At 72.7% G+C, this 19,409-nt stretch carries 16 protein-coding genes; 10 read left to right on the forward strand and 6 right to left on the reverse strand.

All coding sequences use genetic code 11. The annotated features are described in order from the left end of the window. Positions 1-138: 138 nt before the first annotated feature. Complete coding sequence (locus tag ABEA93_RS08540) at positions 139-789, reverse strand: EboA domain-containing protein (RefSeq protein WP_345674736.1); 651 nt, start codon at positions 787-789, stop codon at positions 139-141. Between the two features lie 659 nt (positions 790-1,448). Next, positions 1,449-2,513 carry an ATP-dependent DNA ligase gene (locus ABEA93_RS08545; RefSeq protein WP_345674737.1) on the reverse strand — a complete coding sequence of 355 codons (1,065 nt, stop codon included), beginning with the start codon at positions 2,511-2,513 and terminating at the stop codon, positions 1,449-1,451. Positions 2,514-2,633: 120 nt separating this feature from the next. Here ABEA93_RS08545 and ligD point away from each other — a divergent pair, with 120 nt between their 5' ends. Together ligD and fusA are read left to right on the forward strand one after the other, a co-directional pair. Then, on the forward strand, positions 2,634-3,659 hold the full coding sequence (gene ligD, locus ABEA93_RS08550; RefSeq protein WP_345674738.1) for a non-homologous end-joining DNA ligase: 1,026 nt from the start codon (positions 2,634-2,636) through the stop codon (positions 3,657-3,659). Between the two features lie 749 nt (positions 3,660-4,408). Continuing rightward, complete coding sequence (fusA, locus tag ABEA93_RS08555) at positions 4,409-6,526, forward strand: elongation factor G (protein ID WP_345674739.1); 2,118 nt, start codon at positions 4,409-4,411, stop codon at positions 6,524-6,526. A 42-nt stretch (positions 6,527-6,568) separates the two neighbouring features. Here the strand turns inward: fusA and ABEA93_RS08560 are convergent, their stop codons facing one another. Continuing rightward, complete coding sequence (locus ABEA93_RS08560; RefSeq protein WP_345674740.1) at positions 6,569-7,051, reverse strand: MarR family winged helix-turn-helix transcriptional regulator; 483 nt, start codon at positions 7,049-7,051, stop codon at positions 6,569-6,571. A gap of 32 nt (positions 7,052-7,083) precedes the next feature. Beyond that, the gene (locus ABEA93_RS08565; protein ID WP_345674741.1) at positions 7,084-8,331 is read right to left on the reverse strand and encodes an amidohydrolase family protein; all 1,248 of its coding nucleotides are present in this window, start codon (positions 8,329-8,331) and stop codon (positions 7,084-7,086) included. A 130-nt stretch (positions 8,332-8,461) separates the two neighbouring features. Between ABEA93_RS08565 and ABEA93_RS08570 the strand changes: the two genes are divergently transcribed. Beyond that, on the forward strand, positions 8,462-8,977 hold the full coding sequence (locus ABEA93_RS08570) for a hypothetical protein (protein WP_345674742.1): 516 nt from the start codon (positions 8,462-8,464) through the stop codon (positions 8,975-8,977). A 306-nt stretch (positions 8,978-9,283) separates the two neighbouring features. Beyond that, positions 9,284-10,027 carry a hypothetical protein gene (locus tag ABEA93_RS08575; protein ID WP_345674743.1) on the forward strand — a complete coding sequence of 248 codons (744 nt, stop codon included), beginning with the start codon at positions 9,284-9,286 and terminating at the stop codon, positions 10,025-10,027. A gap of 16 nt (positions 10,028-10,043) precedes the next feature. Here ABEA93_RS08575 and ABEA93_RS08580 read toward each other — a convergent pair whose 3' ends face one another. Then, positions 10,044-11,180 (reverse strand): MBL fold metallo-hydrolase, encoded by a 1,137-nt coding sequence (locus tag ABEA93_RS08580; RefSeq protein WP_345674744.1) that lies wholly within the window; start codon positions 11,178-11,180, stop codon positions 10,044-10,046. Positions 11,181-11,483: 303 nt separating this feature from the next. On the opposite strand from ABEA93_RS08580, the gene ABEA93_RS08585 reads away from it, so the two are divergent. The 3 genes from ABEA93_RS08585 (at position 11,484) to ABEA93_RS08595 (ending at position 13,789) form a co-directional block, all read left to right on the forward strand. After that, positions 11,484-11,633 carry a hypothetical protein gene (locus ABEA93_RS08585; RefSeq protein ID WP_345674745.1) on the forward strand — a complete coding sequence of 50 codons (150 nt, stop codon included), beginning with the start codon at positions 11,484-11,486 and terminating at the stop codon, positions 11,631-11,633. A 75-nt stretch (positions 11,634-11,708) separates the two neighbouring features. Further along, complete coding sequence (locus ABEA93_RS08590; RefSeq protein WP_345674746.1) at positions 11,709-12,812, forward strand: cupin domain-containing protein; 1,104 nt, start codon at positions 11,709-11,711, stop codon at positions 12,810-12,812. A gap of 98 nt (positions 12,813-12,910) precedes the next feature. Next, positions 12,911-13,789 (forward strand): TIGR03619 family F420-dependent LLM class oxidoreductase, encoded by an 879-nt coding sequence (locus ABEA93_RS08595; RefSeq protein WP_345674747.1) that lies wholly within the window; start codon positions 12,911-12,913, stop codon positions 13,787-13,789. A 156-nt stretch (positions 13,790-13,945) separates the two neighbouring features. On the opposite strand, the gene ABEA93_RS08600 is transcribed toward ABEA93_RS08595, so the two are convergent. Beyond that, on the reverse strand, positions 13,946-15,304 hold the full coding sequence (locus ABEA93_RS08600; RefSeq protein ID WP_345674748.1) for a GAF domain-containing protein: 1,359 nt from the start codon (positions 15,302-15,304) through the stop codon (positions 13,946-13,948). A 159-nt stretch (positions 15,305-15,463) separates the two neighbouring features. On the opposite strand from ABEA93_RS08600, the gene ABEA93_RS08605 reads away from it, so the two are divergent. From ABEA93_RS08605 to ABEA93_RS08615, 3 genes are all read left to right on the forward strand, one after another. Further along, the gene (locus ABEA93_RS08605) at positions 15,464-16,273 is read left to right on the forward strand and encodes an alpha/beta fold hydrolase (protein WP_345674749.1); all 810 of its coding nucleotides are present in this window, start codon (positions 15,464-15,466) and stop codon (positions 16,271-16,273) included. Between the two features lie 144 nt (positions 16,274-16,417). Beyond that, positions 16,418-17,326 carry an SAM-dependent methyltransferase gene (locus ABEA93_RS08610; protein ID WP_345674941.1) on the forward strand — a complete coding sequence of 303 codons (909 nt, stop codon included), beginning with the start codon at positions 16,418-16,420 and terminating at the stop codon, positions 17,324-17,326. A gap of 55 nt (positions 17,327-17,381) precedes the next feature. Continuing rightward, on the forward strand, positions 17,382-19,376 hold the full coding sequence (locus ABEA93_RS08615) for an alpha/beta hydrolase family protein (protein WP_345674750.1): 1,995 nt from the start codon (positions 17,382-17,384) through the stop codon (positions 19,374-19,376). Positions 19,377-19,409 lie beyond the last annotated feature (33 nt).

Here is a 19,409-nt window from a genome sequence, read left to right on the forward strand (position 1 = left end):
CGGACGGCCACGGGCGGCCGGGCGCGCCGGGCGCGCCGCGTGGCCGAAGGCGGCTGCGCGGCAGAGCCATCGCCACGCCCCGCCCCGCCTTGCCCCGCGACGCCCCGTCGCGCGCAGCCGTCGCGGGTCGGCTGCCCGTCACGACTCGCGGGCCAAAGCCGCGAGTGGGGCGATCTCCGGCGGCACCGAACGCCCGGCGGCCTCCCTCTCGCGTGCGAAGTCGTCGAGCATGGAAGCGAGTTCCCGGTCGGCTCGATCGTCGAGGCCGGTGACCGCCGTCAGGGGCAGACCGAGGACGACGCATTTGAGCACGCCCTGCCGCCACGCCGCGGGTTCCAGCGCGTAGCCGCACGGGCCCAGGGCCGCCGCGACCAGCCGGTGGTCGTTGGTGCGCAATGCGTCCTCGGCGAGGGAGCGGGTGAGGGCGACGGAGGCCGCGGCGGTCGGCAGGTACGGCAACGCCCGCAGGACGGCGCGGCGTTCGTGGGCGTCACCGCGGTCGTACAGCCGACGGAGCAGCGTCGCCGCGTCGCAGGGCGGGACGACGCCGACGAAGACGTCGAGCAGCAGTAAGCGGGCCGCGTCGTCGCACGTCCAGCTCGGCCACGCGGCGATGCGCGCACGCCCGCAGGCCCGCCCGGCGGACGCGAACACCGCGCGCTGCCGCGCCGGTCCGGCCGCCACCGCGGCTCGGGCGGCCTCGGCGGGCCAGCGCGCGGAACCGGCGCGGGCCGCCTTCCGGAAGCCGAGTTCCAGTTCGGTGAGGGAGGGGTGGGCCGGGCGCAGCATGCCGGGGACCGGGAGCGGCGGAGAGGCGTTGGCCGTGGCGCGAGTTGCCGGGGCCGCAGACGAGCTCGGCCGCGCGCCGGGCGGCGGGGTCGGTGGGGCCTGTGGGCCCGGTGGGGCCCATGCCGATGGGTCCGGTGGGGCCGGCAGCGAAGAACCGCCGGGTATCCCGACATCCTCCGGCTCGGACCGTCGGCCCTCGACGGGCCCACGTCCCGCGCCGACCCGCGACGCCCACTCCCCCGGGCCGCCGCCCCCGCCCGCGTCCACGACCCGGCCCGGTGTCCCCCTCTCCCTCTCTGCATCCGCCTTCGTCTTCGTCAACCGCACCCCCGTGCGCCCGACCGATTCCCCGTCCTCCCCAGCCTTTTCGGCCATCACGCGCCTACCCGCGGCCACGCCGGGTTGCCCCGAAGGTGCACGGAGACGCGGGACGGTCCGTGCGGCGGATCCGCCGTCCCGCGTTCCGGATCGGCCGGACGCGGGCAGCACGAAACCCATCGCGTCATGGAACCCCCCAGTTCACGCAGGCCGTCCCGCCCCGCGTGCCCGGCACCGCGCGCGGCGGTGCCGCGACGTCCCCCGGGCGGGCCGGCCCTGATTGCTGTGCGACGAATGAACGACGCGGGCGGGGCCGGACCCGGTTCCCGGGGGACGTCGCGTCAGCCCGCGGCGAGGACGTCGGCGAGGTTGTAGGACACCGGCTCGTCGAGCTGCGCGTACGTGCAGTCCTGCGGCGCCTTGTCGGGCCGCCAGCGGCGGAACCGCGTGGTGTGCCGGAAGCGGTCGCCCTGGGTGTGGTCGTAGGCGACCTCGACGACGAGGTCGGGGCGGAGCGGCACCCAGTCGAGCTGTTTGTCGCCCGTCCACCGGCTGACCGCGCCGGGGAGCCGGTCGGCTTCGTGGGCGTCGGCCTCGGCCCAGCGCGCCCACGGGTGCTCGGCGACGTCGTTCGTGCGGTACGGCGCGAGCTCCTGCACGAGTTCGGCGCGGCGGGCCATGGTGAAGGCCGAGGTGACGCCGACGTGCTGAAGCCGTCCGCGGTCGTCGTACAGGCCGAGGAGCAGCGATCCGACGACCGGGCCGGACTTGTGCTCGCGGTATCCGGCGACGACGCAGTCGGCGGTGCGCTCGTGCTTGATCTTGGCCATGACGCGTTCGTCGGGACGGTAGGTGCCGGCCGGGTCCTTGGCCACGACGCCGTCGAGTCCGGCGCCTTCGAACCGGTCGAACCAGACCTGGGCGACCGCGACGTCGTCGGTCGCGGGGGCGAGATGGATCGGCGGCGGGGTGTCGGCGAGGGCGGTTTCCAGGGCGGCGCGGCGTTCGGTCAGCGGCTTGTCGAGGTAGGACACGTCGCCGAGCGCGAGCAGGTCGAAGGCGACGAACGCGGCGGGGGTGGTCTCCGCGAGGTGCTTGACGCGGGACGCGGCCGGGTGGATGCGGTCCTGGAGCCGGTCGAAGTCGAGGCGGTCGCCGATCGCCACGACGATCTCGCCGTCCAGCACGCAGCGCGGCGGCAGCAGGCGGCGGGCGGCGTCGACGACGTCCGGGAAGTAGCGGTCGAGCGGCTTGGTGTTGCGGCTGCCGATGAGCACCTCGTCGCCGTCCTTGAACACGATGGCGCGGAAGCCGTCCCATTTCGCCTCGTAGTGCATGCCCGGCGGGATCTTCGCGGCGGCTTTGGCGAGCATCGGCTTGACGGGAGGCATCACGGGAAGGTGCATATGCACCAGTTTGCGGCGCCAAGGCCGCCCATGCCAGAGCGCCGCGCCCGGTGTGCCCTCGGCGGGATGCGGGGGCGCGCCGTCCGGGACTATCCGTACCAAACCTGCTTACTCTGGGGCATGGCTGCTGCGAAGAAGGCCGAGCAGATCGAGGTCGACGGCAAGTCCGTGCGGCTGAGCAACCCGGACAAGGTGTATTTCCCGGAGCGCGGGTTCACCAAGGGCGACGTGGTCCGTTACTTCCTGACCGTGGGCGACGGCCTCGTGCGCGCGCTGCGGGACCGCCCGACGACGCTCCAGCGCTATCCGGACGGGATCGACGGCGAGTCGTTCTACCAGAAGCGCGTGCCGAAGTACCTGCCGGACTGGATTCCGACCGCCCGCATCAACTTCCCGAGCGGCCGGCACGCCGACGAGATGTGCCCGAACAGTGTGGCGGCGGTCCTGTGGGCGGGGAACCTGGGCTGCCTGACCTTCCACCCGTGGCCGGTGCGGCGCCAGGACACCGACCATCCGGACGAGCTGCGCATCGACCTCGACCCCCAGCCGGGCACGGACTTCTCCGACGCGGTCCGGGCCGCGCACGCGATGCGCGAGGTGCTGGCGGACCACGGGCTGACGGCATGGCCGAAGACCTCGGGCGGGCGCGGGCTGCACTTGTTCGTGCCGATCCGGCCGGATTGGCCGTTCGTGGAGGTGCGGCGGGCGGTGATCGCGCTCGGGCGGGAGCTGGAGTCGCGGATGCCGGAGCAGGTCACCACGAAGTGGTGGAAGGAGGAGCGCGGCAGCCGGATCTTCGTGGACTACAACCAGATGGCGCGGGACCGGACGATCGCCAGCGCGTACTCCGTACGGGCGAATCCGCGGGCGACGGTGTCGGCGCCGCTGCGCTGGGACGAGCTGGACGACGTGTACCCGGACGACTTCGACATCCTGACCATGCCCGTGCGGTACGGCGAGCTGGGCGACCTGCACGCGGACATGCCGGAGCACGCGTTCGGCCTGGAGGCCGCGCTGGAGCTGAGCGACAAGCAGGAGCGGGACCACGGCTTGGGCGAGATGCCGTATCCGCCGGACCATCCGAAGATGCCGGGCGAGCCGCCGCGGGTGCAGCCGAGCCGGGCGCGGCAGCCGTCGGAGGACTGAGGCACGGGGGGCCTGCCCGATCCCACGCCTGCCGATCCACTCTTCCCGATCCGACATTGCGGCCTCACCGGGGTGTAGCTGAAGCGGATCACCGGGCCGGAGACCGCGCGCAACGAATGAGCGGGCGCCCGGCCGGGCGGCGGGGCGGCGGGGCGGCGGCGGGGCGGGCCGCCGCTGCTCCGGCCGGGCGATTTCCGCGCGGATTCCGCGGGGTGAGGGAAATCCGGATGACCTTGGTACCCGCCGTCCCCTAACGTGGCGGGCATGGATGCGACCTTCACGCGAATCGACGGGCGGTGCCGGGCTTTCGGCGACCGTCCGCGGGGTGCGCATCCTTCGGCGAAGCGCGAGCCGTGGAAGGGCCGTTGGCCCGATTGCCTCGCGTCGCCGCGCGGCTGATCCGCTCCCGGTAAGCCGGCCTTGCCGGCCGGCCCGGTGACCGCTGCCGTACGCCTGCGACTCCCACCGTGACGCCCTGCGGCGCCACGGTGCCGGCATGTCCGCATATCCGCGTGACCGCGGCGACGCTTCCCCACCCACGACGGCCGTCGACCGGTACGCCGCGCTTCCGCGCGGCCGAACTCCGCTGCCCGGTAACCCGGTTGCCTGCCCTTGGGCGCGTCCTTCCGGCGTGCTCGCGTGCTTGCCTGCCGGTGCGTCCGGGTCCGGTTCCCGTCGTGTGCCGTGGGCGTGGTCAGCCGCGCTTGTCCATCACCCCCGCACCGCCCATCAGAGAGGGCTTCACCGTCATGGCCATCACCACGCGCAGTCTCGCCCGGACCCGGAACATCGGGATCATGGCGCACATCGACGCCGGCAAGACGACCACCACCGAGCGGATCCTCTTCTACACGGGTGCGTCGTACAAGGTCGGCGAGGTCCACGACGGCACCACGACCACGGACTCGACCGACCAGGAGCGCGAGCGCGGCATCACCATCTCGTCCGCGGCGGTCACCTGCCACTGGACGCTGGACGGCGTCGACTACCCGCTCACCCTCATCGATACGCCCGGGCATGTGGACTTCACCGTCGAAGTGGAACGCTGCCTCCGCGTGCTCGACGGCGCCGTCACGGTGTTCGACGGGGTCGCCGGTGTCGAGCCGCAGTCCGAGACGGTGTGGCGGCAGGCCGACCGCTACGGCGTGCCGCGGATCTGCTTCGTCAACAAACTCGACCGCGCGGGCGCGGACTTCGCCCGCTGCGTCGACATGATCGGGACGCGCCTCGGCGCCGTTCCGCTGGTCCTCCACCTGCCGATCGGCGCGGAGGCCGGGTTCGCGGGCGTGGTCGACGTGGTCGGCTTCCGCGCGCTGACCTGGCCGGCCGAGGCCAAGCTCGGCGAACGGTACGACACGGCCGCCGTCCCGGCCGCGCTCGTCCCCGCCGCCGAAGCCGCCCGCGCCCGGCTGCTGGAGACCCTCGCCGACCACGACGAGGCGTTCCTGGAGCTGTACCTGGGCGACGTGGAGCCGACCGAGGCGCAGATCCACGACGCGGTACGCCGCGCCACGCTCGCATCGGGCCGCGCCGACGTCCCGACCGTCACGCCGGTCCTGTGCGGAACGGCCTTCAAGAACAAGGGGGTTCAGCCGCTGCTCGATGCGGTGGCACGCTACCTGCCGTCGCCGCTCGACCGCGGTACCGTGGAAGGCCACGCGGTCGACGACGAGGACACCGTGGTGCTGCGCCGCCCCGACGACGCCGAGCCGTTCGCGGCCCTGGCGTTCAAGGTGGCGACCGACCGGCACCTCGGCAAGCTGACCTTCCTGCGGGTGTACGCGGGCCGGATCGCCGCGGGCGACCAAGTCCGCAATCCGCTCCGGTCCGCGCGCGAACGCATCGGCAAGGTCTACCGCATGCACGCCGACAAGCGTGAGGACGTGGCCTCGGCGGGCGCGGGCGACATCGTCGCGGTCATGGGGCTGCGGTCGACCACGACCGGCGAAACGCTGTGCGATCCGGCGCATCCGCTGGTGCTGGAGGCGATGGACTTCCCGACCCCGGTCCTCGAGGTCGCGGTGGAGCCGGCGTCGCAGGCGGACCAGGAGAAGCTCGGGACGGCGATCCAGCGACTCGCCGAGGAGGACCCGTCGTTCCACGTTCAGACGGAACCGGAGTCGGGCCAGACCATCCTGTCGGGCATGGGCGAACTGCACTTGGAGGTGCTGGTCGACCGGATGCGCCGGGAGTTCGGCGTGGCGGCGAACGTGGGACGCCCGCGGGTCGCGTACCGCGAGACGCTGCAAGCCGCCGTCGGCAAGGTCGAGTTCGTGTACAAGAAGCAGAACGGAGGCAAGGGGCAGTACGCCAAGGTGCTGATCGCCGTGGAGCCGTTGGCGGACGAGCACTACGAGTTCGTCAACAGGGTCGTCGGCGGCCGGGTGCCGCGCGACTTCGTGCCGTCGGTGGACGAGGGCTGCCAGGCCGCGATGGAGCTGGGCGTGCTGGCGGGCTATCCGCTGACGGGGGTGCGGGTGACGCTGCTGGACGGCGACTTCCATGCCGTGGACTCGTCGGAGATGGCGTTCCGGATCGCCGGGCAGTCGGCGTTCCGGGAGGCCGCGCGGCTGGCGTCGCCGGTCCTCCTCGAGCCGCTGATGCTGGTCGAGGTGACGACGCCGGAGACGTACCTCGGCGAGGTCAACGGCGACATCAGCGCGCGCCGGGGCCACGTGCGGGCGATCGAGGACCGGCCGGGCACGAAGCTGGTGAGCGCGGTCGTGCCGCTGGCGGAGATGTTCGGCTACGTCGGGGATTTGCGGAGCAGGACGTCGGGGCGGGCGAGCTTCACCATGAAGTTCGACTCGTACGCGCCGGTGCCGCGGCAGATCGCCGAGGCGGTCGTGGCGGGCTCGACCCGCTGAGGAACCGGTCGGGTCCGGTGGCTCTCGGCCACCGGACCCGCCCTAGCGGTTCCACGCCTCGCGGATCAGCTCCGAACGCTCGACGAGGGCGATCATCTGCTCCACCGAGCCGAGGACGTCGTCGCGGGCGCCGGGCTCGACCGGGAGCCGGGCCTCCCAGTCGTGCAGGGCGTTGTTGACGCGTTCGGCGAGTTCGCGTCCCTCGTCGGTGAGTTCGATGCCGACGCGGCGGCGGTCGCTGGGTTCCGGCACGCGCCGGACCCAGCCGGCCGCCGCCAGCCGGTCGAGGGTGAGGGTCATGCCGCCGGTGGTGCGGCCGAGCACCTCCGCGATCGTCGCGGGGGATGTCCGGCCGTACGCGGAGCGCCGGATGGTGGCCAGGACCAGGTAGTCCGGAACGGACAGCCCGTGCGGTTCGACGAGCTGCTCCAGCACCCGGGTCACCAGCAGGTTGAGCCGCACAATGCGGGTGAGCAGCCCGGCTTCCTCGTCGGGGACGCCGGGCCACTCACCGAAACCGCTCATCGACACGGGAACCTCACGAATGGGGGCTTGAGCTACTTCGCGATGCCGAAGCGTTCGAGGCCGAAGGCGCGGATCGCGTTGCCGCGCAGCATCGCATACACCTCGTCCGCGTTCATCCCGGCGGCCGAGCACAGGCGGTGCGCGACGGCCCGCGAGTTGGGCCAGGTGCCGTCCGAGTGCGGGTAGTCGGTCTCGAAGAGGATGCTCTCCAGGCCGACCGAGTCGCGGGACAGCAGCCCGTGCTGGTCGTCGAAGACGCAGCCGTACACCCGGCCGTCGACATACGAGCTGGGCGGGTTCGGCAGGTCGACGCCGCCGACGCCGTCCCGCCACACCAGGTCGGCGCGCTCCAGCAGGTACGGCATCCAGCCGACCTGGCTTTCCGCGTACGCGATGGTGAGCGTGGGGAAGCGCTGGAGCGTGCCGGAGAAGATCCAGTCCATCAGCGAGCCCTGGGCGTTCTGCGAGCTGAGCGCCATGCTGACGGCGAGCGGCGCGTCCGGCGACGTGCTCGGCATCTGCGAGGACGAGCCGATGTGCATGGTGACGGCCGTGCCGGTCTCCTGGCAGGCCTCCCACAGCACGTCCCACTCGCCCGAGTGCATGGACGCGAAGCCGAGCCGGTACGGGTTCTCCGAGAACGCGATGGCGTACGAGCCCTTCGCCGCGCAGCGCCGCACCTCCTCGGCCGCGAGCCGCGGGTCCCACAGCGGCACCAGCGTGAGCGGGATCAGTCGGCCGCGCCCGTCGCCGGCGCTCCACTCGTCGATCATCCAGTCGTTGTAGATGCGCAGGCTGAGGTAGGCCAGGTCCTTGTCCTGGCGCTCCGCGAAGCCCTGGCCGCAGAAGCGCGGGAAGGTGTTGGGGAAGTTCACCGCGGCCTGGACGTGGTTGACGTCCATGTCGGCGAGCCGTGCCGCCTGGTCGTAGACGCCGGGGCGGAAGTCCTCGTAGATCGCCGGGACGTTGCGCACCTCGTCCTCGGGGAAGCCGGCGGGCGCGTGCAGCCGGCCGGTCGGGAACGCGAGGTCTTCGTACACCCACACGTCGCACCACTGGCCGTCTTCGGCCCCCCGCTCGAACCCGTAGTTGCCGCCGGAGAACGCCAGCTTGACCTTCTCGCGCACCACCCGCGGCCCGCGCTCGCGCAGCTCGGCGGGCAGCTCCTTCTGCCACAGGTCGCGCGGCTCCAGCACGTGGTCGTCGACGGAGATGATCAGCGGCATGTCGTCGAGCGCCGGCGTCGGGCTCGCCACGGCGTCCGCGGGGGTGGTGGTCATGGCGGCATCCTCCGGTGGGGCTCGTGGGGAGCTTGGGGGCTCTGGGGTGGGGGTCTTGAAAGTAGCTTTTCAAAAAGCTACTTTCCGCAAAGCGATTACGACAAGCCCCCATCGCCCGCGAGGACGCTCCATGACCGACACCCCGGCCCGCCCCGACCGCGACCCCGAACTCCGCATCACCCACATCTCCGAGACCCCGTGGCACGAGGTCAAGGCCCAGTCGCACAGCGGCCGCCGCACCTCGGTCTGGGAGAAGTTCCTCGAGTGGACCCCGGAGCGCATGGTCATCTACGCGCGCTACGACGCCGGCGTCATCGTCGAACGCCACGGCCACATGTCCGAGCACTACGTCTTCGTCATCGCCGGCGAAGTCCTCATCGGCGACCGGCCCTGCCCCGCCGGCACCCACATCACCCTCGAACAAGGCGCCGTCTTCGGCCCCCTGATCGCCGGCCCGGAAGGCGCCACCCTCTACGAGATCATGGCCGGCGACCCCCGCGCCTTCCCCGCCGACCGCGAAGGCTTCCAGGCCCTCCTCGCCGAACGCGACATCACCCCCCTCCCCAACCCCCCGGTCCCCTGGCCCGACTGGCTCGAAGCCCGCACCGACGGCAACCCCGGCGCCGACAACACGACCAAGGCCTGACCCCCACCACACAGCACCGACGCCCCACCCGTGAGGCGACGCCCGCCCCGACGCCCCCGCACCCACCGCCGCACACCGCCACCCGAGTGCCCGCCCCTGGCAGCCAGACCCTCCTCCCGCAGGACGAACCGACCCGGCCTCCCTCGCGCAGCCGCCCGTACCCGAGCACGCAACCCCGGTCAAGGCCACGGGTGCGGATCGACGGATCCCCCTCGGATTAACGGCAGTTCCCCCACGCGGGGAACCCGGGCACGGCGGCCTGCATCCTTTCGACACGTACGAGTCACGTTCGAGCGAAGGAACGGTATGGCCACGGGGATCGCACGACGCACGCGCACCACCGCGGTGGTCGGCGGGATGGCATTGCTGAGCGTGCTGCTGGTGGGGTGCGAGGACTCCATCACCGGCGGCAAAGAGGGAGCCGGCGGCGGGTCGGGGCAACAGCCGTTCGGCGGCGGCAAGGGAGCGAAGGGGGATCCGACGTCGTTCCTGCTCACGGCGAAGGACCTGCCCTCCGACTCCGGGCTGGCCGTAGGGCCGACCACCACATACCCGGACCCGGCACGGGCACCGGGCCCCAAGGCGGCGGCTCAGGATCCGCAGTGCCAGGTGCTGCTCGACATGCTCGACCCCGGTCAGGCCGCGCTGCCGCCCGCCAAGGCGGCCTCGGTCGACCTGACCGGCAAGCCGTACCAGGTGACCTCACTGGTCGAGGAGTACGCACCGGGGCAGGCGCAGCAGCTCGTCGCCACCCTCACCTCCGCGATCGCGGCATGCCACGACACCAAGTCCCGGGCCGCCGACGGCTCGTGGGAGTACCTCGGGACGGTGTCGTTCATGACCCCGACGGTCGGCGACGGCCGCGTCGGCTACGGGCTGCGCTGGGGCTCCTCGCGCTCGGAGAAGAAGGCCTCCGTGGCCGTCGTCCAGGTCGGCGACCGCCTGGTCGTCGTGATCACGCGCGTGAACGACCAGGCCGGAGAAGCCGGTTCGACACCGGACCTCGCCCTGATCCGCGCCCAGGTGAAGAAGCTGACCGGCAAGGACTGACCGGCGGCGCCCGATCTCACCCGCCCAACTCCCACCACCGGTCGTCCGTCTTCACCCCGGTCGTGTCCACCCGGTCCCCCGGCCGCGGCAGAGCCAGCCGCACCTCGTTCGTCTTCGCCGCGGTCAACAGCCGCTCGACCGGTTCCGACCAGCGGTGGAACGCCAGGTTGAACGTCGCCCAGTGCACCGGAAGCAGGAGCCCTCCCCCGAGATCAAGATGCGCGGCAACGGCCTCTTCCGGATTCATATGGATGTCGGGCCAGCTCGGGCTGTAAGCACCGATGGGCATCAGCGTGAGGTCGAAGGGCCCGTGCTCGGCACCGATCCGCGCGTAACCGTCGAAGTAACCGGAGTCACCGGCGTAGAACACCTTGCGGCTGGGCCCGGCGACGACCCACGACCCCCACAGGGTGTCGTTGCGACGGTGCAGCGTACGGCCGGAGAAATGGCGCGCAGCGGTCGCGGTGAACGTGAGGTCGCCGACCGTGGCGCGCTCTTCCCAGTCGAGTTCGATGATCCGGTCGTCCGGAACACCCCAGCGCTCCAAGTGCGCACCGATGCCGAGCGGAACCAGGAACGGCGCGGTCTGCCCGGCGGTGAGAGCGAGAACGGTCGCGCGATCGAGATGGTCGTAATGGTCATGCGAGATGGCCACGGCGTCGACCTGCGGCAGACCGGACAGCGGCACCGGCACCGGATGCAGCCGCCGCGGACCGACCAACTGCGACGGCGAGACCCGCTCGCTCCACACCGGGTCGAACAGCACCCGGCGCCCTTCGATCTCGACGAGCGTGGTCGCGTGGCCGTACCAGACCGCACTCACCCCGTCGGGCGACGCCGGCACCACCGGCTCCGCCACCAGCGGCACCGGCGCGGCCGGGCGGCGGGTCTCCTGGTCGCGCAGCATCTGCACGACCATGCCCGGCGCGTCCGAAGCCTCGACCAGGCTCGCCGGCACCGGGTTCCGGAACGCGCCGTCGTGGAACTGCGGCGACCGCAGCATCCGCCCCAGCCGCTTCCCTTCCGCCCGCCCGCCGAACTCGGCCGGCAGATCCCGCGCCACCCACCCCACGGCCGCCGCCACCCCGGCCACCGCGGCCGCCCCGACCAGCGCCGCGGTCTGCCGACCGCCCGCCCCTGCCGACTCCGCCATACGAACCCTCCTCGGAAAGACCACCGCACCACCAAGACCGCACCCTCACGACCTCAGAGGAAAAACTCCCCCGGGCCCGCCGGTGTTCCCACCGAGAAGCGCACCAGACCGACCGAATGGACCATGGGAAGATGCGAACAATCGGGATCGCTTGTCCGTTCGAATAGCCGGTCGCGCCGGACGCGGAGCCCGTACGGCAAGGACCCGCCGCACGATCCACCGAGAGATCCTCGCCAAGCTCCGACTCGACGCGTCGACGAGGGCATCCAGGGCGATGAGCCCTGCCCGCAATCCCACGACGCCTTGGACGCCCTGATCGCCGCCGTCGTGGCCCGGGCCGTCGTCCTGGGCCGCACGACGCCCCCGAAGACGGCCGACGAGCGGGAACACGCGCGAGTCGAGGGCTGGATCCACGTCCCCACCTGCGACCTCTCCGCCCTCGACGACGGCTGAGCGCCCGCGCCCCTTGCCGCCTGCACCCACCCCTGCTAATCCTGACGTACCGTCAGATCAGTTGAGGGAGCGCGTGTGGTCGACGACAGCGGAGCCGGGCGCGGCGCGGCAGGGGTCGGTGAGGCGTTCCGGGTGCGTCGGGTGGTCACCGGGACCGAGCACGGAGTCGCCGAGGACGGCATCCCCGCGGTCACCGTCGCCTCGCGGTCCGGGCACGGGTTGTCCGAGCTGCTGTGGTTCGAAGCGCCCCCGCGCGACGCCGCGCAGGACGGCGGCGACCCGCCGGCCGGGATGCGCGGGGCGTTCCCCCAGGCCGGTGCGGCGGCGTGCCGGCTGATCCGGTTCCCGGGGATCCCGGCCGGGACTCCCGAGGACGACGCGTGGCTGCGTGTGCCCGGGGACGATCCGGCGATGCCCGGCATGCACCGGAGCGAGACCCTCGACCTCATGATCGTCGTCGACGGGGAGATCCTGCTCGGGCTCGACGCGGGCGAATACGCACTGCGGCCCGGCGACGCCGTCATCCAGCGCGGGACCCGGCACCGGTGGCGGGTCCTGAGCGAAAGCCCCTGCACGTTCCTGTCGGTGCTGCTGTCTCCCGAACCGGATGCGGCACCGGCGGGCGCACCCACCACCGCAACGGCGACACCCACACCGGCACCGGCACCGGCACCGGCACCGGCACCACAAGACGCCGACAACCCCGGCACCCCCCGGCTCCTCATCACCGCCACCGACCCCGAAGGACGCTCCTACGCCGCCTCCTTCGGTCCGCCCCGCCCCGCATTCCCGCCCCGTGAGATCGCCATGTACGACCTGTGGCAGACCGGCGGCCCCCTCATCGACGTGGCCCAGGGCGGCACCGACTTCCGCACCGCCGACGGGCACTGGCAGTTGGCCCCGGTCGGCGACGGAGTCGCCATGCGGCGCGTGGAGTTCGCCGCCGGGCACGATCCGGGCGAAGCCGGCCGGCACACCACGGCCACGATCGACGTCGGCATCGTGGTGTCCGGCAGCCTCGCGCTCGACCTCGCCGCGGAGAAGAGCACCGATCCGGTGGTGAGCACCCTCCGTACCGGCGACGTCATGGTGCAGCGCGGCACCGACCACCGGTGGCGCCCGCTCGACGACGAACCCGCGGTCCTGGTCTCGGTGATGTTCGCGCTCCGCGACGCCTGAGCAAGCCGGCCCGGATCGCCCCACCCACACGACACCGCAAAGCCCCAAAGCCTTACCGCAGAATCAGACCGCCGAGCCCGACCCGCAAGGACAAGCCCATGAAGTGGACTCTCGCCGCCGCCCTCGTCGAAGCCGACCAGCTCCTCGGGCTGGCGCAAGCGGCCGAGGAGCACGGTTACGCGTCCGTCGCGATGCCCGATTCGGTGTTCTACCCCGAGTCGGTGTCCGCAAAGTACCCGTACACCGACGACGGCGAACGGTTCTGGGCCCCGGACACCGTCTACGTCGACCCGTTCACCGCGATCCCCGCGATGGCCGCGGTCACCCGCACGATCCGCTTCTACACGAACGTCCTCAAGCTCCCCCTCCGCGACCCGCTGCTGACGGCCAAGCAGGTCTCGTCGATGGCGGTCATGTCCGGGGAGCGGTTCGGGCTCGGCGTCGGGCTGTCGTGGATGCCCGAGGAGTTCGCGTACACCGGCACCGAGATGCGGACGCGCGGCGCACGCACCGACGAGGCGATCGAGATCGTCAAGGCGGTCTGCGGGGGCGGGGGCCCGCAGTGGGTCGAGTACCACGGCAAGCACTACGACTTCGGCCGCCTCATGATCAGCCCCGCGCCGCGGAACCCGCTGCCGGTGTACGTCGGCGGCCACAGCGAGCCCGCGCTGCGCCGGGCCGCCCGCCTCGGCGACGGCTGGATCTCGGTCAACACCACGTCCGACCAGATCGTCGCCGCCACGGCCCGGCTCCGCGAACTGCGGGCCGAGTACGGGCGCGACCACCTGCCGTTCGAGATCAAGGTCATGCCGGTCGACATCGCCGACCTCGACGGCTACCGGCGTCTTGAGGAAGCCGGCGTCACCGAATGCCAGGCCTCGCCGTGGTGGGCCTACCCCGCGGACGACCCGACCGCCGCGCGGCACCGCCTCGACGCCGTACGCCGCTTCGCCGACGACGTGATCGCCCGCTACTGAACCCCTCGAAGCCGCCACGCGACCCCACCCGCTCGCCCCCGCCCGCACCCCGGCCCCGCCCGGCCCACAACCGACCCCAAGCCGCCCCCCACCCCCTCTCCGAAGTGGCGCGGCTGCCGCCGACGGACACGCCGGCCGCGAACTGAACCCGTCGGGTCAGGTCCCGTGGCCGCGTGCGTGCGGCGACCCCTCCCACCGGATCACCGTGTCCGCGTCGCCGCTCCCCTCCACCCGGCGCCGCAGGCGTTCCGCCAACCTCGCGCGCAGGGCCACCACCCCCGGTGCCGTCGAGCCCGGCAGCAGCGGGCCCGGGTAGCGGTCGAGCAGCACGTCCGCGGGGCAGGTGGACAGGTCCCGGTCCAGGTCGAGGAAGTCGGCCTCGCAGTCCTCGGTCAGCCGGTACGGTTCCGACGCCAGCCGGTGGCCGAGGACCGCGCGGAGCCGGGCCAGTTCCGCGCGGACGGTGATCGGCCGGCCTTGCGGGCCGTAGACCTCGGCGGCCAGGGCCTTGGCGTTCATGCCGCCGCGTTCGGCGAGCAGCAGCGCGACGATCTCGCTGTGTCGGCGGCCGAGTTCGTGCGTGGTACCGGCCACCTCGACGATGGCCCGGGCCCGGCCGAGGCCGCGGAAGCGCAGGACCGGGTCGACCGCGAATCCGTCCAGGTCGCTCCCCGCGGTGACCAGGAACAGGCCCCCCGCGGACAGGCGTTCGACGAGGATCGCCTGTCCGCCCGGTAGCAGGACCGGGCCTTCCGCGGGTTTCCCTGGCAGCCGGGAGGGGAGCCAGCCGGGCGGGTCGGCGTGCACGACGCGGCCGTCCGGGGCGACGATCGCGCTGCGGGTGCCGAGGCGTTTGGCGAGGCGGTCGACGTAGCGGGTGCGGACGCGGGCTTCCTCGCGGAGCCGGGACGCGCCGAGTTCGGAGACCGCGAGCCGCCGGGCGGTGTCCAGCAGGGCGACGGCGAGCGGCTGCCAGTCGCGGGCCGCGCAGGTGAAGTCGAGGACGCCGAGGAGGCGGCCGTCCCCGGGGTCGTGGATGGGCGTCCCGGTGCAGGTGAACGCGGTGGCGGCGGAAAGGAAGTGCTCGCTGCCGAAGACCTGGAACGGGCGTCCGGTGGCGAGGGTCGTCCCCACGCCGCTGGTGCCCGCGGCGTCTTCGCTCCACAGGGCGCCGGGCAGCAGGTGGGCGCGTTCGGCGACGCGCAGCGTGGCGTGTTCGCCTTCCACCCACAGCAGGTGGCCTTCGGCGTCGCTCAGGAAGAGCAGTTGGCTGGGTCCGCTGGTCGCGTTGGCGAGCGAACGGCGCAGCAGCGGCCAGACGTGCGCGAGCGGGCTGGCCTGGCGGCGGTGTTCGAGGTCGTCGTCGACGAGCGGCACGGGCGGCAGGTAGGCGTCCGGGGCGAGGCCGGATCGTCTCGCGCGGGCCCAGGATGCCCGGATCGGCGTACGGACGTCCGAAGACGTGCCGCCGCGTGATGCCCGGTCCCGCGCCCCCGCGCGCTGTCGATCCGACATGCCGCCCACGCTACAGGCGGGCGGCGGCGGTCTCACAACCCTGATGCAACCCCCCGCGCGAACGGGGTGCCGGGCCGCCGGTTCACGCAGACTTTCCGGACGGCTACACCGTGCGTGCGCCGAGCCGGCGCGAAACGACCCAGCCAGGAGGAACCGCGCATGCCCTACGTCGAGTTGTCGGACTCGCTGCCGCTGTACTACGAGGACCACGGCACGGGCCGGCCGGTCGTCCTGCTGCACGGGTGGACGATGAACAGCTCGTTCTGGGCGGGCAACATCCCCGCGCTGGCGGCCGGAAACCGGGTGATAGCCCCGGACTTCCGCGGGCACGGCCGGTCGGGCAAGACACCGGACGGGCACACGCTCGCGCAGTACGCCCGGGATGTCCGCGAACTCCTCGACCGGCTCGGGCTGACCGACGCCACGCTGGTCGGTTGGTCGATGGGAACCGCGGTGATCCTGTCGTACGTCGAACAGTTCGGATGCCACAACGTACGCGGTGCCGTCTTCGTCGACCAGTCGCCCCGGTTCCTGGACGGGCCGGACTGGCGGTTCCCGCTGCTCGGCGGCTACTCGCGCCTGGACCTGGCGGAGTTCACGCAGACCGTGCGGCATGCTCGGCCGCTGGCGATCAAGCCGTTCATCGAGGCGTGCTTCGCGAAGACCCCGCCGTCGGATGCGGTGGACGCGGCGTATGCGGAGACCACCCAGACGCCGACCGAGGCGGCATTGGACGTGTGGTTCGACATGGCGTACGCCGATTTCCGCCCCGTCCTGCCGCGCGTCACCGTGCCGACGCTGCTGGTGTACGGCGAGCAGAGCAAGGTGTTCCCGGGCGACCTGGGCGGGTGGCTGGCCGAGGCCCTGCCGGACGCGGAGGTCGAGCGGTTCGCGGAGAGCGGCCATGTGCCGTTCGTCGAGGAAGCCGAGCGTTTCAACGGTGTGGTGGCGGAGTTCCTGCGCCGCTGAATCCCTTTTCGGCCTTGCCCCGCCGCGGTGGTCTTCCCCGCCGCGGCGGCGGGGCTGCGGAACGAGCGGGATTCCGGCCGGGGCGGGCGTGTGCCCTCCCCGGCCGGGGTCCGGCGTGACCCGAGCGGAGAGCCTGTGACGCCGATGCCGTCGGACGAGCGCGGCGCCCGCGCACGCGTCGTGTGCCAGGCCCCGGAAGCCCCCCGCGCCAACCGCGCCCCGGGCGCCCCGCACCTGGCGTGCGCGCCGCGGGCGGTCGCGCCGCGCGCCCAACTGCGCACCGACACCGCGCATCCGGCGCGGATGTACGACTACTACCTCGGCGGCAAGGACAACTTCGCCGCCGACCGCGAAGCCGCCGAGAACGCTTTGGCGGCGGCTCCGGAACTCCGCGCGATGGCCCGCGCCAACCGGGCCTTCCTGCGGCGGGCGGTGGCGTTCGCGGCGGCGTCCGGCGTGCACCAGTTCCTGGACGTCGGGACGGGGCTGCCGACGGCGGGCGACCCGTACGACTACTCCCGCGCGGACACCCGGGTCGTGTACGCCGACAACGACCCGATGGTGCTCGCCCATGCCCGCGCGCTGCTGGCCCGCCCTGGGGCGGCCACGGGCGTGGTGGCCGCGGACCTGCGGAACCCGGAGGAACTGCTGCGGGATCCGGGCCTGCGCGACGTCCTCGACCTGGATCGGCCGGTCGCGTTGATCCTCACCGCCGTCGTGCATTACCTCGCCGACGGCGACGACCCCCGAGGGGCGATCGGCACGCTGATGGCCGCACTCGCCCCGGGCAGCCTCCTCGTCCTCTCCCACGCCACCGACGGCATCAACCCGGACTCGGCCCGCGGCGCCGCCGCTGCCTACGCGCACCTCCCGACGCCGATGACCCTGCGCTCGCGCCCCGCGATCCGGGCGCTGTTCGGCGGGCTGACGCCGGTGTCGCCGGGTGTCGTGCCGACGCCGTACTGGCGGCCGGCGCGGACGCCGCGGGGCGGGTCGGACCGCGTGTGGATGTACGCGGGGGTGGCGCGCAAGGACGATTCCGGCGCGGGGTGAGGACTGCGGAGCAGAATGCGCGGATGCCGCCGCGACGCTCTGCCAATCTGACGGTATGGCAGATCTGGAGATCAAAACCCCGGGCGGCGGGGACGCCGGAATTGCGGTGGTCCGCAGGACGGTTGCCGACGGCACGGCGCTGTTCGCGGTCGATCCCGGAAATCCGGATCAGGCACGGCAGTTGACGCCCGACGGGGCCCAGGTGATGCATTACGAGGTCGAACCGGACGGTGCGGCCGTGTGGTGGTTCAAGGCCCAGGGCGGCACCGAGACGGGCCGCTGGGTCAGACAGCGGCTGGACGAGCCGCCGAGCGCGGCCGTACCCGTCCGGTATATGCCGGAGGGCATCGGCGTGGGTGGTTTCCAGACCACGGGCCGCGTGACCATCGCGGGTGTCGCGGTCGGCGACGACACGCATCTCTACCGGATCGACGCCACGCTGCAGGCCTCCCCCATCGGCACCTACCTCGGCGGGATGTCCATGGTGAACGCGCTGTCCGCGGACGGGCGTTACGCGGCGGTGGCGTACGTCGCCGAGGACAACGTCTTCAACAAGCACCTGCATGTGCGCGATGTCGTCACGGGCCATGTCGTCCTGCAGGTTCCGGCGGTCCGTTGGGCGCACTTCCGGCGTGCGGAGTTCTCGCCGGTGCCCGGCGACCGGCGGCTGCTGTACGAGGACCGCTCCCCGCAGGAGTGGATCGGTCTGTCGGTCGTGGACGTGGTGACCGGCGAGTCGGTCCGGGTGACCGGCCCGGACCTGAGGCACGCGGACCTGACGGGTTCCTGGCTGCCCGCCGGCAACGATGCCGAGGGGAACCCGATCCCGCCGGGCAAACTGCTGGTGACGGCGCACCGGGAGGGCAGGACCGCCGTGTACCTGCACGACCTCGAGGACCGCAGTACCCGCCGGGTCCGGCTGCCGGACGGCCTCGGTGTGGAGAACCGCCTGGTGGCCGGGACGCCCGTGCCGACGACCAACCTCACCGTTCTGGACGACCATCGCGTGCTGCTCGCGGTGAGCGGTCCGCGGCACCGTCGGGGCTTCGTCGCCGTGGACACCCGCACCGGCGAGGTCGGCCCGGGTGCGCCGTGGCAGGGCCCCGCGCCGGTGGACGGGGCGGTGGACCGCAGCTACGGCACGACGAAGACGACCCGCGGCCACGGCACCGACGTCGTGCGGGTGCCCTATTCCGTGAGCGTCCCGAAGGGCCCGCGGCCGCAGGCGGGATGGCCCTCGGTGTTCATGATCCACGGCGGCCCGTTCGCCCACGACACGGACGTCTTCAATGCCGACGAGCATGCGCTGAACGCCGACGGCTTCGCGGTCGTCCGCGTCAACTACACCGGGTCCACCGGCCAAGGGCTCGGCGCGATCGCGATCGGCCAGCGCGACGCGATCATGGGCCAGCTCGCGGACATCGCCTCGGTGCAGGACCACCTCACCCGCCGCGGGGTGATCGATCGCGGCCGGTGCGGAATCATGGGCAACTCCTGGGGCGGCACGCTGGCTTTGTCGGCCGGGATCCACCAGCCGCACCGATGGCGCTCGGTGGTCGCGAAGGTTCCCGCGGTCGACCCGCACGGGCTGGTGCGGGACAAAGGCATCTGGCCGTCGGTGAAACGCTCGATCGCGCAGACCTTCTTCATGGGACGCGATCTGTCCAAGACCTGGCCGCTGGCCAACGCGCACAAGCTGCGGGTCCCCGCGCTGCTGATCGGCGGACGGGACGACATCCGGTCTCCGCTGGCCCACATCGAGGCGTTCGTCGACAAGGCCCGGCGGGCGGGGCGGGACGTGCGTCTGTGGGTCATGGGCGGCGGACACACGGAACAGGCCAACGGCGGCGCCGCCATCGCCGAGCAGATCAGCCGCCGCACCCGGTCTTTCCTCGCCGCCACCCTGCAGCCCAGCCCGCACGACCGGATGAAGACCCCCGGGTTCGCCCGCGGAGCGGAAGCCTGCGCTCCCCCGCTCGCCCCCTCCGCGGCCGGGCGCGGGCTCCGGCGGGACGGCGGCCGCAGCCTGGACAAGAGCTTCTCCCCTTGACGGTTGACCCGTTCGGGTCAGCGCCGAAGGGAA

The organism is Yinghuangia aomiensis (genome assembly GCF_039542225.1).
Taxonomy (GTDB): domain Bacteria; phylum Actinomycetota; class Actinomycetes; order Streptomycetales; family Streptomycetaceae; genus Yinghuangia; species Yinghuangia aomiensis.

Excerpts from the sequence above, each read along its gene's own strand:
- ABEA93_RS08595 (WP_345674747.1), top strand. The coding sequence starts at position 12,911 with ATGAAGTGGACTCTCGCCGCCGCCCTCGTCGAAGCCGACCAGCTCCTC.
- ABEA93_RS08560 (WP_345674740.1), bottom strand. The coding sequence starts at position 7,051 with ATGAGCGGTTTCGGTGAGTGGCCCGGCGTCCCCGACGAGGAAGCCGGG.
- ABEA93_RS08570 (WP_345674742.1), top strand. The coding sequence starts at position 8,462 with ATGACCGACACCCCGGCCCGCCCCGACCGCGACCCCGAACTCCGCATC.
- ABEA93_RS08545 (WP_345674737.1), bottom strand. The coding sequence starts at position 2,513 with ATGCACCTTCCCGTGATGCCTCCCGTCAAGCCGATGCTCGCCAAAGCC.
- ABEA93_RS08575 (WP_345674743.1), top strand. The coding sequence starts at position 9,284 with ATGGCCACGGGGATCGCACGACGCACGCGCACCACCGCGGTGGTCGGC.
- ABEA93_RS08580 (WP_345674744.1), bottom strand. The coding sequence starts at position 11,180 with ATGGCGGAGTCGGCAGGGGCGGGCGGTCGGCAGACCGCGGCGCTGGTC.
- ligD (WP_345674738.1), top strand. The coding sequence starts at position 2,634 with ATGGCTGCTGCGAAGAAGGCCGAGCAGATCGAGGTCGACGGCAAGTCC.
- ABEA93_RS08615 (WP_345674750.1), top strand. The coding sequence starts at position 17,382 with ATGGCAGATCTGGAGATCAAAACCCCGGGCGGCGGGGACGCCGGAATT.
- ABEA93_RS08610 (WP_345674941.1), top strand. The coding sequence starts at position 16,418 with ATGCCGTCGGACGAGCGCGGCGCCCGCGCACGCGTCGTGTGCCAGGCC.
- ABEA93_RS08540 (WP_345674736.1), bottom strand. The coding sequence starts at position 789 with ATGCTGCGCCCGGCCCACCCCTCCCTCACCGAACTGGAACTCGGCTTC.
- fusA (WP_345674739.1), top strand. The coding sequence starts at position 4,409 with ATGGCCATCACCACGCGCAGTCTCGCCCGGACCCGGAACATCGGGATC.
- ABEA93_RS08605 (WP_345674749.1), top strand. The coding sequence starts at position 15,464 with ATGCCCTACGTCGAGTTGTCGGACTCGCTGCCGCTGTACTACGAGGAC.
- ABEA93_RS08600 (WP_345674748.1), bottom strand. The coding sequence starts at position 15,304 with ATGTCGGATCGACAGCGCGCGGGGGCGCGGGACCGGGCATCACGCGGC.
- ABEA93_RS08565 (WP_345674741.1), bottom strand. The coding sequence starts at position 8,331 with ATGACCACCACCCCCGCGGACGCCGTGGCGAGCCCGACGCCGGCGCTC.